The sequence below is a fragment of the Corynebacterium sp. HFH0082 genome, from assembly GCF_000411235.1.
GTDB classification, from domain to species: Bacteria; Actinomycetota; Actinomycetes; order Mycobacteriales; family Mycobacteriaceae; genus Corynebacterium; species Corynebacterium jeikeium_D.
In genome coordinates, this window is sequence record NZ_KE150404.1 from 198,434 (window position 1) to 214,014 (window position 15,581).

A 15,581-nucleotide genomic window follows, 5' to 3' on the forward strand; every position below is an offset into this window, starting at 1 on the left:
CTCGCCCTAATCGCCCTACTTCCCGCGCTTAACCCGTTTAGTCCGCTTCAGCTGGTTGCCCTGCTGCTCTTTGCTGCCCATGCGATTGTCCATGCGGCGCTGTCCGCGCTGCCGCTCGCGCGTCTCCGGCTTTTCCACCACTCGAGTGCGAACCGAGAGTTCATGACGACCTCTCCCCAGCGGATCGCGTGAGGCAGCCATCGCAATCCAGCCAGCCAGGCCCGCAGAGACAAACCAACCGGCGACCGGAATCATCGACGGCAGAATCCAGGCATTGCGCACAAAACCATCGCGGGCTGAAACTGGCATCCCGTGTGCACCTTCAATTTTCATGCCCATGGCGTGCTTACCCGGAGAACCGTCGAAGATGGAGTCTCCCGCCACGCGGTAGAGGTAAAAACCACCGGGACCGAGGAAGAGGCTGATCAGCATCACCATTACGCCGCTGTCGGATGTCCCCGCGATGCTAGCGAGAACTGCAATAGAGGCAATCAACGCAGTGTAGATGACAGAATCCACCAGCAGCGCACCACCACGACGCACCACAGGGGCATTGGCCAGATTGGGGTCGAAGCCCAGGTGTACTGCCATTTGAGCGGTCAGCGGTGCAACTTTGGGGTTAGTGCTGAGCTCACCGAAGGAAGACACCCCGTAGCTAGCGGGGTACCCGCTTTCATAGCCGACCGGAATGTTTGCTACCGGATATGGCACTTCCTGATACGGCATTGCCGCACCGTACGCCGCATATGCGTCGTGCTCCCGATAAGCATTCCTGCCGCTACTACTCAGGTAATCCGCCGGACTGTACTCGCCGCCGTAACGGCGATCGTCCCAGTTAGCCAACCTCGAAACTCCCTTTCCTACCGGGCTTCCGCCCACCTAGTCCGCTTTTGTCCGCCTATTTTGTCACTGCTTTATTCAACGCATGAGGCCGCCGTTTCGTTCCCCTTTTACAATCCCCTTTTACAATCGTTGATATGCGAATCTGTGTCTGGAACGTCAATTCGGCTCGAACCCGCCTCGACCGAATGGTGGAAATGCTGCGCCGGAATGACATTGATGTCCTGGCCGTCCAGGAAACCAAGTGCAGGGACGACCAATTTCCCACCGCTGCTTTTGAAGAGCTGGGATACCAAGTCGCCCACCACGGCCTGAATCAGTGGAATGGCGTTGCCATCATCTCCCGCGTCGGCCTTGAGGACATCCAGGCAGGGTTCCCCGGTCAGCCCGGTTTCAACAAGGACCCCGACGCAACTCCCGCATTGGAGGCCCGCCATATCGCTGCTACCTGCGGTGGCGTGCGCATCAACAGCCTCTACATCCCGAACGGCCGCGACATCACCGACCCGCACTTCGAGTACAAGCTCGAATTTTTGGAGCGGCTCCGTCAGCACATCATCGCCACGCTTGACGACGACCCGGAGGCCACCTTCATGATGGGCGGCGACTTCAACATCGCCCCGACCGACGGCGATGTCTGGTCAATGGCAGCCTTCGCGGGGAAAACACATGTCACACCACCTGAACGCGCAGCTTTCTATGCGCTGGAGCAGGCGGGTATGAAGGAAGTAACTCGCCAATTCACTCCAAACCAGTGGACCTACTGGGATTACAAGGCTGGCCGCTTTTTCAAGGATGAGGGCATGCGCATCGACTTCCAGCTCGCCTCCCCCGACCTCGCGGCAAAGGCGTCCGCCGGATTCATCGACATCGAAGAGCGTCAGGGCAAAGGCGCATCCGACCATGCTCCGGTGATTGTGGATTACGAAGTGTAGATAAACGGGCGGAAAAGCGCGTAGGCCTAGTTCCTACTAGGGGGTGTCGCTGGGGCCGTCGTAAAGCGGAGTCTTTGCTGCCAGCCCCTAAAATCAGGGGCAGAAATGGGCGATAAAGCACCCGCACAACACTTATGAGTCTAACTTTTTGTTCAATCTACAAATTTTCACCACAGAAAGTTATTTCGACGATATAAGGTGTTTATTCAGAACATCAATTCATTACGTCGGGAAGGAAGATCATGACTTCTGCACGCTCCCCTCAGCGCACCACTACCCCGGAGCCAGCGAGCGGCTTCCCCACCGCGGATGACTCAACTGAGTCCGATGAATCCCTGCGCGAAAGCGTGCAGAAGATTTCCATCGGCCTGTATGACTTCCTTGCGTCGACTCGCCGCCTCGGTGAGCGCCCGAATGCCAGGATGGACATTTCCCAGTCGGAAATGGAAGTACTGCACTTTATTTCGACCCACCCGGGCTGCGGCGTATCCGACATTGCACGCCTGCGTTTCCTGCGCCCGTCCAACGTTTCGGCAACAGTCCGCCGCCTACTCGACAACGGGCTGATTGAACGCGAGAACAATGCAAAGGATCGCCGTGCGCAGAACCTCTATGTCTCCAGCGATGGCGAAACCCTGCTGGAGCAGCTTATCGACCACTGGGGTGCGCTGGTGTACGAAATTGTGCGGACAATGTCGCAAAAGGACGTGCGTGCGCTAATTAAGGCACTGCCTTCGCTGCTGAAGCTGGCGGAGCACTCGGAAAGCTATGTTGAGGAGCACCAGCGCCGCCAGGAGCCGTTCTAAAAGCGCGCCGCTAAACCCTTCTTACTAGGTACGATGATGCTCATGGCTATTACTTTGAAGAAGGCAAAAGACGTAAAGACCGCTCCATTGGTGGCCACCGGCCTCATCGGCGGCTGGCTCACCGCTCGCGAAACAGGCATTCGCCCGCTCGGTGGCGTCATCTTGGGCGCCGCCGGCGCATATGCAGCACGCACCTGGAACGCAAAGACCGGCGCCCTGGGAGCCACTGGTCTGGTGGCCGCCTACCTCGGCGCTTTCGGCCTCTCACACCCGCTGGCTAAGAAGATTGGCGCATGGCCGTCCGTCCTGACCGTCACCGCGCTGGCTGCTGGCGCAGCAGCAGTTGCCGACTCCAAGTAAGCAACAAGTAGACAAGCCGCTCTCCCGACTTAAAAGTCGCGCCGGGGAGCGGCTTTGGTGTGCCAAATCTCAGCGTGCAGCCTCAATGGTCGGTGTTAACCTCAGACCTTAGCCACCTAGCCAAGGGCCTCCAACAATTTCTCGAGGTGCGCGCGCACCCGGGGCCACGATTCCACGAAAGGCGGCAGCAGATTGAGGCTGTCGACGTCGTCAAGCGGAATCCAGCGCAGCTCTAGAGACTCTTCGTTCGGATTCGTCTCCAGCTCTTCGGCAGCTAGTGCGTAGACCGTGTGGTACTTCCAGCCGCCGGCGAGCTCGGGGCGGTCCGGATCGGCCGGGAAGGGCCCGGTGGTGACCTGCGTGTCGAGGATGCGAAGCTGATGCTCCAGCAGCCCAGTTTCCTCAGCCGTTTCACGCAGCGCGGTCGCCTCAGGAGTCTCATGAGAATCACAAGCCCCACCAGGAACACCCCACGTTAGGGGGAACGATGTCCAGTCAGCTCGATACTGCATAAGCACCGTGCGCTGAGGGCTCACAATCAGCAGCCCTGCAGCTCCGAAGCGTCCCCAGCAGCGCGTACCGTTGGGGCCGGCTGCCCAACCATTTCCATCCTGAAGCATGTCTCCACCCTACGCCAGATACCCTTGTGTTTTCCGTCACAAGCCCGAGCGACTAAGATTTGCAAGGAACTAACGTTGCTCTGAGCGGAGAGATCGTCGCAGGCGACTTCGGTCACGTCGGAAGGACACGTGCACATGGGTGAAACCACTTCAAGTGCGCCTCATTCCCGTGCCCACGACAAAAACCGAAACCCATTCCACCGCAAGAATCGTGCTCCACGCCGAACTCGTTTCAGCGGTCGCACCACTCCCGGTGGCGAAAGCTTAGACATACACACTGCGGCTCAGGCGGCAAAAGAATCGAAAGATACTCCCGACACCACCCCGGCTACCGAGAGTGCGGCACCATCAACTGCTCTGGAAACTACAGAGTCCTCGGCTAATGCCCCAGCAACGGCCACAACCCCAACAGCCCTAGCAGACTCTCCGCGCGATACAGACTTGCGCGTGGATGCCCTGGAGATTGGCCCGCGCAACCGGAGATTGACACGTTTTCTCGGTGAGCGCCTCTACGACAAGCTCGGCCCGTCGGCCACGTATGTGCGCCGGTCAGCGTCATTTTTGATAACGTCGCCGGGCCGATTGACCATAGTCGCCCTCATCCTCATCGTCGCAATCCTGGCCGCCGGCCTATCCATGTGGCAAACAACCTCGCAACGCCAGCAGCAGCTCACCCGCATTTCGCAGCTGAGCGAGCCGATGGCCAATGCCTCGCAGAATCTCTATGCCTCGCTGACGATTGCCGATGCGTCGGCCAACACCGCTTTTTCCCGCGGCACGCTCAACAGCAGCCAGGACTTGGTCAGCAACTTCGACGATGTCATCGCACAAGCATCCATGTCCGCTACCCGCGCAGCTACAGGCATTGAAAACGTCGATGATCCAGAGATGAAGGATGTCGCGACTGTACAGCGACTGTTGCCGGTCTACACCGGCATGGTCGAGACAGCTCGCGCGAATGCGCGCCAGGGCAACCCCGTCAGTGTCGCGTACCTCGCCTCTGCCTCAAACTTGATGCAGGTCCAGATTCTGCCAGCTGCAAAATCGCTCTACGAACGCACCAGTACCACCACTAATGAGGAGCAGCGCGAACTATCGAAACCACCTCTTTTCCCGATGTCAGGCCTGGCAGCGGCAATTTTGATGCTGCTAATCACACAGTGGTGGCTGACTCGCCGCACCGGTCGACTATTCAACGTCGGCCTGTTTGGTGCAACCATGCTGATGGCCATCGCACTTGTCGGTGTGGGAATCGCCACCACTCAGCCGTGGCAGTCTAACTCCCTCTTCGGAGAGCAGCGCCCGGACGTTCATGCCCTAACCCAAGTACGCATTGATGCCCAGCAGCTACGCGCCAGCGAAACCCTCGGCTTAGTGCGCCGTCAGCCCGCGGATGCGGAGTCCTTCTCGCAGTCGGTGCGCACCCTGGTCGGCGAGCTGGAAAGAGTGGACGCCAACGCGCCGGACGACGATGTCAGAGCCGCCATCCACGGTATCTACAGCTGGGAGTCCGGCCACAACCTGATGATGGAGCACTTGAGTTCAGGCGACTACGCCGGTGCGGTTCGCATCGCGACCGATGTGGATAATGCCAGCTCGTCGGCGACTGCGTTCAACCAGGTCGATGAGTCGCTACAGAATTCCATCGCCGAGTCCCGCCTGACCGCCCGTGAGAACCTCGACCAATCCCGTCGCGCTATCGCGGCACTGTCCCTCGCCACGGTTACGCTGACCGTCATCGCGGCAGTTCTGGTTGTTTTCGGCTTCCGACACCGGCTTCTGGAGTACCTATGATTGTTTCGTTCTCCCCGTCGCTCCACAGTCTCGCCGGTTGGCGGCGCAGGGCCGTCCTTGGTGCACTCGCCATCGCCGGGCTCACCGTCAGTGCCTGCGCGACCGATTCGCTTGCCGACGATCCCTACTCGCGCACAATCCTGGAGGCCACCGGTGACTTCCCCCTGCCACCGGGCGCGTTCTACGACAAAGCCTCCTCGAGGAAGCCTGCGGCAGAAGCCAACACCCCAGATCTGTCCACACTCGCCCCCGATGACCAAACACCGGAAGAGCGAATCCCGGAGATTTACCAGCGCGGCCGCATCATCGTTGGTGTTGACCAATCATTGAACCTGCTCAGCTTCCGCGACTTCAGCAGCGGAGAGCTCTCGGGGTTTGAAGTATCCCTGGCACAAGAGATTGCCCGGGACATCTTTGACAATCCCGATGCTGTCGAGTTTCGGTTCGTCGACAGCAACGAACGCACTGCCGCACTCGAAGACGGCACTGTCGATGTCGTTTTGCGCACTATGACGGTCACCGATGCCCGGCGCGAAAGGGTGCTGTTCTCCGCACCGTATTTGACAGCACGAGCTGGAGTTCTAGTCTCTTCGCCGGGTGGCGATGCTTCCCCCGAGGACGTCGAGGACGGTCGCATCTGCGTTTCCCGGGGATCCACTACCGAGGATTTGATTCGACGGCTCTCGCCGAACAATACGCTGCTGTTGGTCGGTAACTGGTCGGATTGCCTCATTTCACTTCAAAACAGCCAGGCAGAGATTGTCGTTGCCGATGACACCATTCTCGCTGGTATCAACGACCAAGATCCGGCCACCGCCATTGTCCAGCGGGGCTTGAACGAGGAAAGCTACGCGGCCGGTGTATCCAAGGGGAACCCAGGCCTAGTTCGCCAAATCAACGCGACCCTGGAGCGTATGGCGAGCGACGGCACCTGGCAGTCCCTCTACGACACTTGGTTCGGCCCCTTCCTGCCAAGCGGTACACAGCCATCGCCACAGTACGGCGACGACGAAGACATACTTGGAATCTCCCCCACACCGGAAGCTGCTCCAGAAGGCGAGGTGGAAAACCGATGAGCGACGAAAACCAGTACTCCGAGCAAGCCCAGCATCCCCAGTACACGCCGGAGCCCCAGGAGGATGCTCACGCAGAGGCAGAGGCAGCTGCCACTCAGGCCGTCGCCTTCGACCCATTCGCCGATGAAGACGACGAACAAGAGCCCGGCACTGCCGCTGTCGCCTTCGACCCTTTTGCGGACGATGATGACGATGACGAAGAGTTCGATATCGCCGAATTGTTGGGGCGCGGGGGCTCGTCGTCAAGCGCGACGACCCAACCCGGCACCCAGACGCCAGATCCGTCGATGGCCTCGCACCGGAAAGCGTTGGAGGACTTCCGCCGGAGGCGATCGAATGCACACCGCGGACGCACTGTCGCCGACGGCATGGTACACCTGCCGTACATCACAACGCAGGATCCGCGCGATGCAGTAATGAGTGATGAGAAGATTCGAGCGACGAATAAGCCAGCGCCGAGCCTGAAAGCCGGCGATATCGTGGCGGATCAGTACGAGATTGTGGGACCGATTGCCCACGGTGGTCTCGGCTGGATCTATCTGGCGATTGACCACAATGTCTCGGATCGTTGGGTCGTGCTCAAGGGCATGATGGCAGCGAAAAACGAGAAGGATTTCGCCGTAGTCCAGGCGGAACGCGAGTTCCTCGCGGAAATCTCGCATCCGGGAATTGTGAAGATCATCAACTTCATCGATGAGACGGACGCCAACAGCGCCACCGGCTTCATTGTGATGGAGTACGTCGGCGGCCCGTCGTTACGCAAGCAGCGACGGAGCTACCCAGACGGCGTCATGCCCTGTGACCTAGCGATTGGCTACATCCTGGAGCTGCTCCCCGCGCTGGATTACCTGCACTCGCGCGGCGTTGTCTACAACGATTTGAAGCCGGACAACGTGCTGCTCAGCGAAGACCACGTCACGCTTATCGACGTTGGCGCGGTCACCGGCATCGGCGCCTACGGCCATATCTACGGCACGCCCGGTTTCCAGGCGCCGGAGATTGCCACGACGGGACCGACGATTGCCAGCGATATCTACACAGTCGGCCGCACGCTGGCCTCCCTGATTCTGAAGTTGCCGGCGACCAACGGCGTCTACGACCCGGGGCTACCCTCACCTGTCGAAGAGCCTCTATTCCGCCGTTTTTACTCGCTCTACCGCTTCCTACTACGCGCTTGCCACGAGAACCCGGAGGCTCGCTTCGGTTCTGCCGAAGAGATGAGTGTGCAGCTCATCGGCGTATTGCGCGAGATTCTGGCGGTGCGCGACGGCGTGCAATTCCCGCAGGCGGTGTCGAATTTCTCGCCGCAGCGTTCCACGTACGGCACCAAGCACCTGGTGTTCCGCACCGATCAGCTTGTCGACGGCATCACCCGCGGCGTGGAAATCACTCCGCAAGAAGTGACCTTCGCGCTGCCTGTACCACTGATTAACCCGACAGATCCGGGTGCGCGCATCTTGAGTGCCTCGTCGTTTACAGAGCCCAACGAACTTATCGAAACACTGACCAATGCGCTGTCCGAACCCGAGTATGGCTCTTCCGTGGAAATTCCACTGGGCATCGTGCGTGCGAAACTGGACCTCGGATTAATTGATGAGGCCCGCGACAGCCTCCGCGATGTCTCTGAACGTTTGCAGCGCGATTGGCGTTACCACTGGTACGAGGGCGTGACTTATTTGCTTCTCGACCAATTCAACGATGCCCTCGCCTCGTTCCACCACGTGCTGACGATGCTGCCCGGCGAGCCCGCCCCGAAGTTGGCGCTGGCAGCGACTCTCGAGTTGATTCAACAGCGCTTGGGCATCGCCAACGCATCTCTCCTCGAGCCCGCTGTCGCCCGCGCCGCCGCGAACTTGAGCAGCGCGCTGGATAATGTCGCTGCCGATACGCCCGAGATCTTCTCCCCCGCCTGGGCCAGCGAGTCCCTGTCGCCTCAGACGATTCGTTTCAACACCCTGCGTCTCTACGCCGTCGTGTGGGCGGCCAACCCGACGACGGTATCCTCCGCCTTCGGGCTAGCTCGTCAGCTGGCCTCTGAGCGCCAACACGAAATGGCTATCTCCCAGCTTGACCGCGTACCCGGTAACTCCCGTCACCATCGCATGGCACGTTTGACGACGATTCTGATGCTCACCTCAGGGATGCCCTCCGAGTTAACTGAATCGAGAATTCGCCGTGCTGCGCGTCGTCTGGTGGAGCTGCCGACGAATGAACCGCGCATGCCACAGCTGCGCATCGCCGTGATGGCGTCCGCGCTGAACTGGTTGCGCAGCTCGAACCTCGACCATGCAGCTAGCTCCAATGGTCTTTTCGATGCGCCCTTTACCGTGGCCGGCCTGCGTGAAGGATTGGAAAAAGACTTACGGATGCTGGCACGCTCTTCGCAGTTTCCGCGACACCGCTACAACTTGGTGGATATCGCAAATCTCATTCGGCCACGGACTTGGCGTTAGCTCTCTAACAGCTCCTTACCGAACCTGGTCAAACATGCTGTTGTGGGCCTGAGCGCCACCCCAGAATTGGTGAATAAAGAGAGAATTGCCTTTCGTGGTTTAAGATATCCTCTATGTTTGCCTCTTCGAAATCCTCTCTCCGCAGCGCTAAGCGCGTAATTATCAGCGCTGCAGCCCTCACCACCGCCTTTGGTATTGGGGCCGGCACTGCCGTTGCCCTGCCGGTTTCTCCAGACCTGCAGTCGCTTAGCCAGAGTGTTCGGGACCTCAAGCTGCCGGAGATCTCGACTCTGAATTCGGGCGACCTTGCCCCTGAGCTCTCTGAGGTACTGGATTCCTCTTCGGTGAAGCTGCCGGATTCGGTCGTCGCTCTGATTAATGAAAACTTCAAGTTCGCTGAAAACAACAAGCAGGTGGCGGACAAGGTCAAAACTCAGCTGCTGAACGCCATCGACAGCCTGCCGTTGCCAGCTGCACAGAAGGCCGAAGCCACCCGCGTCGTCAACGAGATTTTCGGTTTGCTGGGGGGCCAGGACGAGCCGTCGCAGCCTGAGCCGGCGCCTGCCCCTGCTCCACAGCCAGAGCAGAAGCCACGCCCTGAACCACGCCCAGAGCCAAACAACCCGTGCCCGCCGAGCGCCCGCGCATGCGTTGACCTGGCTAACCAGAAGACCTGGCTGCAGGAAAATGGCAACATCACCTACGGTCCGGTGCCAATGTCCTCCGGTATGCCGGGTTACGAAACCACCCGCGGCCACCTGAGCGTTACCCGCAAGGTCCGCGATGAGTGGTCCCGTCCTTACAACGGTCCGATGCCGTTCTCGGTGTACTTCACCAACGACGGCGAAGCTTTCCACGAGGGCTCTGTTAATCAGATGTCCCACGGCTGCATCCACCTGAACCACGATGATGCTGTGAAGTACTTCGATACCCTGCAGGTCGGCGACGGCGTCTACATCTGGTAGTTAGCTGCGCTGATGCGTTGAAACGATGACCGGGTGACTGAGCCTGTTGAGGCATAGGCGCAGTCGCCCCGGCGGTGAAAAATGAGCTCGCCCCACTAGATTCTTCCAGTTTGGAAGGCAGTGGGAGCGAGCTCATTTTTGTTGAGTTACAGCTGCCGATTCAACAGATGGGGCATCTAGCAGCCGTCGATTACGGAGGGTTACAGGAGCCCCTGCCTACTCGTCAGTGCCCCTGCCTCAAAACCTACTCCACGAAGCTCATTGCGTAGCGAGCAATGGCCAGTTCCTCATTGGTCGGTACCACGAAGACCTTGACCTTCGAGTCCTCCGCCGAAATCAGACGCGGGCCGTCATTCGGCTGGGAGTTGAGCTCGTCATCAATCTTGATACCGAAGTTCTCAAGCTCAGCCATCGAATCACGGCGAATACCGACATGGTTCTCACCGACACCTGCGGTGAAGGTGATGGCATCGAGGCGGCCGAGAATCAGCATGTAAGAACCAATGTAGCGGCGCAGCTGGTGGACATACATCTGGTATGCAGCCCAAGCATCCGGGTCGTGGTCATCCATGCGCTCCTGCAGAACCCGGAAGTCATTGACACCAGAGACACCCTTCAGACCGGACTGGCGGTTGCACAGATTGTCGATCTCGTCGATGCTCATGCCGTTGCGGTAGAGGTGGAAGATGACGCCCGGGTCAATGTCACCGGTACGAGTGCCCATCATCAGACCAGCCAGCGGGGTCAGCCCCATCGAGGTATCCACCGCCTGGCCACCTCGGATAGCCGCACACGACGCACCATTACCCAGGTGCAGCGTAATCTGGTTGATTTCCTCTGCCGGCTTATTCAGAAGGTCCGGCACCTGCTTGGAAACAAACTCATGCGAGGTGCCGTGGAAGCCGTAACGACGGATATCAAACTTCGATGCGACCTCTGCGTTGAGCGGGTACAGAGCAGCAGCTGGCGGCATGGTGTGGAAGAAACCAGTGTCGAAGACGGCGACGTGAGGCACGTCCGAAAGCAGCTTGCGAGACTCCTCGATGCCTACGATATTGGCCGGGTTGTGCAGCGGCGCCAGCGGAATAAGGTCGCGGATCATGCCGACGATTTCGTCGGTAATCAGCTCCGGTCCAGAGAACAGGCGACCACCGTGAACGACGCGGTGACCGACGGCCGCAATATCCACCGACTCCGGACCAACACCGTGCTCATCCATCAGCTCGAACGCGCGGTCAAGACCACTGGCGTGGTCAGCGATCGGCTCAGTGATTTCAATCTTCTGTCCGGAGAACTTCAGATTAATAATGCCGTCTTCTTCACCAATGCGCTCCACCAGACCGGAGACATACGGCGGCTGCGTTGAGTCCTTCTCCGGATCTACCAGCTGAAACTTGATAGAGGAGGAACCGGAGTTCAAAACAAGTACGTGACGGGACATAATAATTAGTTTCCTCCAGCCTGAATAGCGGTAATTGCAACCGTGTTGATGATGTCCGGCACCGTGGCGCCACGGGAAAGGTCGTTGACCGGCTTGTTCAAGCCCTGCAGAATCGGGCCGATTGCCAATGCACCACCACAGCGCTGGGCAATCTTGTAACCGATGTTACCGGCGTCCAGATCCGGGAACACGAAAACAGTTGCCTTACCCGCAACGGAGGAATCCGGCATCTTCTTCGCAGCCACAGACGGGTCAATAGCAGCATCGAACTGCAGCGGACCATCGACAGCGAGCTCCGGAGCCAGCTCCTTGGCCTTGGCCAGACCCGCCTTCACACGGTCCACATCCTCACCTGTGCCGGATACTCCAGTGGAGTAGCTCAGCATGGCGACGCGGGCATCGATGCCGAAGGAAGCTGCAGTCTCGGCGGATACCACCGCGATTTCACCCAGCTGTTCCGGAGCAGGCTTCGGCAGCACCGCACAGTCCGCAAAACCCCACAGCGAGTTGTCCATAACCATGAGGAACAGTGACGACACCGTGGAAGCCGACGGCTTGGTCTTAATGATTTGCAAGGACGGACGAATGGTGTGCGCAGTTGTGTGGGCTGCACCGGACACCATGCCGTCGACAAGCCCATTGTGAATCATCATCGTCGCGAAGTAGGAGATGTCCCGCATCGTCTCACGGGCCTGCTCCAGCGTGACCCCCTTGGCCTTGCGCATCTCTGCGAACTGTTCCGCGAACTGCTCAACATATTCGGAGGTCTGCGGGTTCCAGAGATGGGCAGCGTCGATGTCAAAACCCAGTTCGGCGGCGCGTGCCTTCATCGCATCCGGGTCGCCGAGGATAGTGAGCTCACAGATGTCCTCGCGCAGGAGGTAATCAGCGGCTTCAAGAATGCGGTCATCGTCCCCCTCTGGCAGCACAATGTGGCGTTTATCAGCCTTGGCGCGCTGCAATAGCCACCACTGGAAACGCTGTGGAGTCATCACTGCGGTGACCTCGCGGCTTACGACCTTGCGCAGCCCCTCAGCATCGTCAACGGCAACAACGGGAACGTCGAGCTCGAGAGTCTTAGCAGCCTCAGCTGCCTCCTCCCCTGTAAGGACAACTGCGAGTACCTCGCTGTGACGCTGAGCTGCACTGCTGAGAGCCAAACGAACGCGAGCCTTTGCGGCCTCTGTGTGGCAGCCCTCGCCGCCAGCGACAACGATGACACCGGCGCCGGCGACGGTGGCAATGCGGAAGTCAAAATCGAGGTTGCCGGAGCCGGTCAGAACAGCCGCCCCCTCGTTAGCAGCGCGGTCAGCCTCAACAGCACTGACGATGGTGTCAAGCGCGAATTCCGGATCCACAACAACCTGATCCACGGTGGCGCCGTGCGCCCCACCGACAGTGTGGAGGCAACGTGCCCCACCCAGTGCCTCAGACAATGCCGTAATGACATCTTGCAGATTGTCTGCGCGGTCCACTGAAGTAATCAGGACTGCGGAGTTGTTGGTGGACGCTTGGGCGTTCTTATCGCTCACCGACGTTCCTTTCTCGCACTGCGCTTAATCGTTGACTTATTTAAACGTTGACTTGGCTCGAGCCGTTGGACTGCCGGAGGCTCAAGATCATGCTGAGCTTCTAATCCTGCTGAATCTAATCCCGCTGAGTCCCAAATCATTATTTTCATCTTATTGTGAGTCACCTTACATCTCACGGCGGACTCAAACCTCTTTGGTTACCCCTGGTAGCCACACTTTTCCCCGCAGATTCCAACAATTTTCCCGCATAATCGCGGGTTTTATGCGGTTTTTCTAGTGAACTAGCCCAAATTCCCACATTAGACGTGACTAAGGTCACATTTAGTTTTGTATGCCTTCAAAAGCATCTCACCGATGATGTGATGCTCGCCTCTCGATTTTTCGTAAGTTATCGCTACGATTGGGGGCGCTACCATTGGGAATGTCGAATAAACCGATAGCTCACCAATAACTCCTTTCCCCCACGAGGTCACCGCTGGCAGCTACTTACGCCGCGGCCTCGTGGCCGTCGTAAAGCATTAGAGAAAGAAGGACACACTTCATGAATCGCCCGCTCCGCGTTGCCGTAATTGGCTCTGGCCCGGCCGGTGTTTATGCTTCCGATGCACTGATGAAATCCAGTACTGACGTGGAAGTCGATCTGTTTGAAAAGATGCCGGCTCCATTCGGTCTAATCCGCTACGGCGTCGCCCCCGACCACCCACGCATCAAGGGCATCATCATGGCCTTGCACCGCGTGATGGAAAAGCCGGAGCTGCGCCTATTTTCCAACGTTGAGTTCGGCAAGGACATCACACTCGACGAATTAAAGGAGCATTACGACGCCGTCATCTTCGCCACCGGTGCCGTCGGCGACCGCGCACTGCCAACGCCGGGAGCGGACCTGCCGGAGCACTTCGGCGCAGGCGAATTCGTGGGCTTCTACGACGGCAATCCACTCTTTGAGCGCACCTGGGATCTCTCGGCGGAGTCCGTGGCCGTCGTCGGAGTCGGCAACGTCGCGCTGGATGTCTCCCGAATCCTGGCGAAGACCGGTGAGGAACTGCACGTCACAGAAATCCCGGACAATGTCTACGAGGTTCTGAAGACAAATAAGGCCAAGGAAGTCCACGTCTTCGGCCGCCGCGGCCCGGCACAGGCCAAGTTCACCCCGCTGGAGCTCAAGGAGCTCGACTACTCACCGAACGTCGAGGTCGTTGTCGATCCGCGCGATATTGATTACGACTCCGCATCCGAGATTATGCGTCGCAACTCCAAGATCACCGACCAGGTCTGCACCATCCTGGAGAACTACGCCATCCGTGAGCCGAAGAACGCACCGCACAAGCTCTACATTCACTTCTTCGAGTCGCCAGTGGAAATCCTCAGCGAGGAGGGTACCGACGGCCAGCAGCATGTGACAGGCTTGCGCACTCAGCGCATGGAATACGACGGTGCTGGCGGGCTGCGGCCGACCGGCGAGACCACCGACTGGAAGGTCGGCGCTGTCTACTCCGCCGTGGGCTACCGCTCTGATGCGCTGCCGGGTATCCCGTTCGACAACGTGAAGAATGTCATTTCCAACGTCGGTGGTCGAGTCATCGAATCCAACAACACCGAGGATGAAGCAGCTGAGGCTATCACTGGCCTCTACACCACCGGTTGGGTTCGCCGCGGACCGGTCGGCCTGATTGGTAATACCAAGGGCGATGCCAACGAGGCCGTGGCCAATCTGCTGGCCGATGCCGCAGAGGGCAAGAAATTCAACCCGTCGAAGCCGGAGTTGTCCGCTATCAACGAGCTGCTGGAGTCCAAAGGCATCGACTACCTGGACTGGGAGGGCTGGCACAAGCTCGATGCTGCGGAACGCGCCGCTGGCGAGGCCGAGGGCCGCGAACGCAAGAAGTATGTCGAGTGGGATGAGATGGTCACCCACTCCAAGGGCGAGTAACGGCGAGTAACTAGGACGGATAAAAAGCGTCGGCTACGCCACTACCTTCACGTCCGTGTACGCGGCGCGCGAGTCCCAGCGGCAGCACACAATCGGCGCCAACAGCTCGGCCAATGGCTCACCAAAAGCCACCTGACCAGCACCGTCGGCAGCGCCCGCCTCGATGACTCGATCCCACAATAGGCCCGGCGCGGTAAACAGCGGCACCACTACGAGTCCGCGACCGCGCTTGGCCGCACGCTCCTGTGCCGCGGCCACAGCATCGGCTCCCTTGATTTTCTCAGGCCCGACCACGAATGCCGCACTCACATGTCCCGGCAGCATCCCGCCAAGTTTTTCCGCAAACTGGTGCACCGCCGCATTGGCATCCTCATCAGAGGAGCCGACCCCCATCACCAGCGCATCGACCGGCCAGGAAAAAGATGCATTCTTCGCCGCTTCGATGATTCGCTTTACGACGGCGCGCTTCGTGCCGTCGCCAAGCCCGAGACCTTCAGCCACTGTGATGTCAACACCATGCCGATCGCAGAGTCGAACCTGCTCGGGAACGTCGACTCGCGAGTGGAACGCATCGGTGAACAGCAGCGGTACAGCCAGCGCCTGAGTCTCGCCGGCAGCGGCGAGCTCGGCACATACGGTATCCAGCGAGGGCTCGTCGAGGTCCAGCCAGGCGAAGCGAATCTGAGAGGGCGCATCCAGGCGGGTGAGCGGCATCTTCTCGCGCACGAGCGCGACCACGTCTTCGAGCACCGGTTTGGTCTCGGGGTGCCGCGAACCGTGCGCAAGCAGAATCAGTGCGGTCATCGATGGTCTCCTCAGGCTCGCTAGC

General features: G+C 59.2%; 13 protein-coding genes. 8 read left to right on the forward strand and 5 right to left on the reverse strand.

Annotation, left to right across the window (positions count from 1 at the left end):
* Positions 1–15: 15 nt before the first annotated feature.
* Positions 16–843, reverse strand: coding sequence for an RDD family protein (locus HMPREF1206_RS00870; protein WP_222867636.1), 828 nt, complete (start codon positions 841–843; stop codon positions 16–18).
* A 134-nt stretch (positions 844–977) separates the two neighbouring features.
* On the opposite strand from HMPREF1206_RS00870, the gene HMPREF1206_RS00875 reads away from it, so the two are divergent.
* From HMPREF1206_RS00875 to HMPREF1206_RS00885, 3 genes are all read left to right on the forward strand, one after another.
* Positions 978–1,775, forward strand: a complete 798-nt coding sequence (locus HMPREF1206_RS00875) for an exodeoxyribonuclease III (protein ID WP_016421517.1) — start codon at positions 978–980, stop codon at positions 1,773–1,775.
* 242 nt (positions 1,776–2,017) lie between these two features.
* Positions 2,018–2,581, forward strand: coding sequence for a MarR family winged helix-turn-helix transcriptional regulator (locus HMPREF1206_RS00880; RefSeq protein WP_016421518.1), 564 nt, complete (start codon positions 2,018–2,020; stop codon positions 2,579–2,581).
* A gap of 42 nt (positions 2,582–2,623) precedes the next feature.
* Positions 2,624–2,941: a hypothetical protein gene (locus HMPREF1206_RS00885; protein WP_172620224.1), complete on the forward strand. Its 318-nt coding sequence runs from the start codon at positions 2,624–2,626 to the stop codon at positions 2,939–2,941.
* A 116-nt stretch (positions 2,942–3,057) separates the two neighbouring features.
* On the opposite strand, the gene HMPREF1206_RS00890 is transcribed toward HMPREF1206_RS00885, so the two are convergent.
* The gene (locus HMPREF1206_RS00890; protein ID WP_016421520.1) at positions 3,058–3,561 is read right to left on the reverse strand and encodes an NUDIX hydrolase; all 504 of its coding nucleotides are present in this window, start codon (positions 3,559–3,561) and stop codon (positions 3,058–3,060) included.
* Between the two features lie 135 nt (positions 3,562–3,696).
* Here HMPREF1206_RS00890 and HMPREF1206_RS00895 point away from each other — a divergent pair, with 135 nt between their 5' ends.
* The 4 genes from HMPREF1206_RS00895 (at position 3,697) to HMPREF1206_RS00910 (ending at position 9,849) form a co-directional block, all read left to right on the forward strand.
* Positions 3,697–5,355, forward strand: a complete 1,659-nt coding sequence (locus HMPREF1206_RS00895; RefSeq protein ID WP_016421521.1) for a hypothetical protein — start codon at positions 3,697–3,699, stop codon at positions 5,353–5,355.
* Complete coding sequence (locus HMPREF1206_RS00900) at positions 5,352–6,431, forward strand: glutamate ABC transporter substrate-binding protein (protein ID WP_016421522.1); 1,080 nt, start codon at positions 5,352–5,354, stop codon at positions 6,429–6,431. The genes HMPREF1206_RS00895 and HMPREF1206_RS00900 overlap by 4 nt, the downstream gene beginning before the upstream one ends.
* The gene (locus tag HMPREF1206_RS00905) at positions 6,428–8,884 is read left to right on the forward strand and encodes a serine/threonine protein kinase (RefSeq protein WP_016421523.1); all 2,457 of its coding nucleotides are present in this window, start codon (positions 6,428–6,430) and stop codon (positions 8,882–8,884) included. The genes HMPREF1206_RS00900 and HMPREF1206_RS00905 overlap by 4 nt, the downstream gene beginning before the upstream one ends.
* A gap of 113 nt (positions 8,885–8,997) precedes the next feature.
* The gene (locus HMPREF1206_RS00910; protein WP_016421524.1) at positions 8,998–9,849 is read left to right on the forward strand and encodes a L,D-transpeptidase; all 852 of its coding nucleotides are present in this window, start codon (positions 8,998–9,000) and stop codon (positions 9,847–9,849) included.
* A gap of 244 nt (positions 9,850–10,093) precedes the next feature.
* On the opposite strand, the gene HMPREF1206_RS00915 is transcribed toward HMPREF1206_RS00910, so the two are convergent.
* Both HMPREF1206_RS00915 and pta read right to left on the reverse strand, forming a co-directional pair.
* Positions 10,094–11,290, reverse strand: coding sequence for an acetate kinase (locus HMPREF1206_RS00915; RefSeq protein WP_016421525.1), 1,197 nt, complete (start codon positions 11,288–11,290; stop codon positions 10,094–10,096).
* Positions 11,291–11,295: 5 nt separating this feature from the next.
* Entirely contained in the window at positions 11,296–12,822 is a 1,527-nt protein-coding gene (gene pta / locus HMPREF1206_RS00920; RefSeq protein WP_016421526.1) for a phosphate acetyltransferase, read from the reverse strand.
* Between the two features lie 541 nt (positions 12,823–13,363).
* Here pta and HMPREF1206_RS00925 point away from each other — a divergent pair.
* Positions 13,364–14,752, forward strand: a complete 1,389-nt coding sequence (locus HMPREF1206_RS00925; RefSeq protein ID WP_016421527.1) for an FAD-dependent oxidoreductase — start codon at positions 13,364–13,366, stop codon at positions 14,750–14,752.
* Positions 14,753–14,785: 33 nt separating this feature from the next.
* Here the strand turns inward: HMPREF1206_RS00925 and HMPREF1206_RS00930 are convergent, their stop codons facing one another.
* Positions 14,786–15,556 (reverse strand): sirohydrochlorin chelatase, encoded by a 771-nt coding sequence (locus HMPREF1206_RS00930; protein WP_016421528.1) that lies wholly within the window; start codon positions 15,554–15,556, stop codon positions 14,786–14,788.
* Between the last annotated feature and the right edge of the window lie 25 nt (positions 15,557–15,581).

Coding starts and splice junctions, on each gene's coding strand:
- HMPREF1206_RS00875 (WP_016421517.1), top strand. CDS start 978: ATGCGAATCTGTGTCTGGAACGTCAATTCGGCTCGAACCCGCCTCGAC.
- HMPREF1206_RS00880 (WP_016421518.1), top strand. CDS start 2,018: ATGACTTCTGCACGCTCCCCTCAGCGCACCACTACCCCGGAGCCAGCG.
- HMPREF1206_RS00885 (WP_172620224.1), top strand. CDS start 2,624: ATGGCTATTACTTTGAAGAAGGCAAAAGACGTAAAGACCGCTCCATTG.
- HMPREF1206_RS00890 (WP_016421520.1), bottom strand. CDS start 3,561: ATGCTTCAGGATGGAAATGGTTGGGCAGCCGGCCCCAACGGTACGCGC.
- HMPREF1206_RS00895 (WP_016421521.1), top strand. CDS start 3,697: ATGGGTGAAACCACTTCAAGTGCGCCTCATTCCCGTGCCCACGACAAA.
- HMPREF1206_RS00900 (WP_016421522.1), top strand. CDS start 5,352: ATGATTGTTTCGTTCTCCCCGTCGCTCCACAGTCTCGCCGGTTGGCGG.
- HMPREF1206_RS00905 (WP_016421523.1), top strand. CDS start 6,428: ATGAGCGACGAAAACCAGTACTCCGAGCAAGCCCAGCATCCCCAGTAC.
- HMPREF1206_RS00910 (WP_016421524.1), top strand. CDS start 8,998: ATGTTTGCCTCTTCGAAATCCTCTCTCCGCAGCGCTAAGCGCGTAATT.
- HMPREF1206_RS00915 (WP_016421525.1), bottom strand. CDS start 11,290: ATGTCCCGTCACGTACTTGTTTTGAACTCCGGTTCCTCCTCTATCAAG.
- HMPREF1206_RS00925 (WP_016421527.1), top strand. CDS start 13,364: ATGAATCGCCCGCTCCGCGTTGCCGTAATTGGCTCTGGCCCGGCCGGT.
- HMPREF1206_RS00930 (WP_016421528.1), bottom strand. CDS start 15,556: ATGACCGCACTGATTCTGCTTGCGCACGGTTCGCGGCACCCCGAGACC.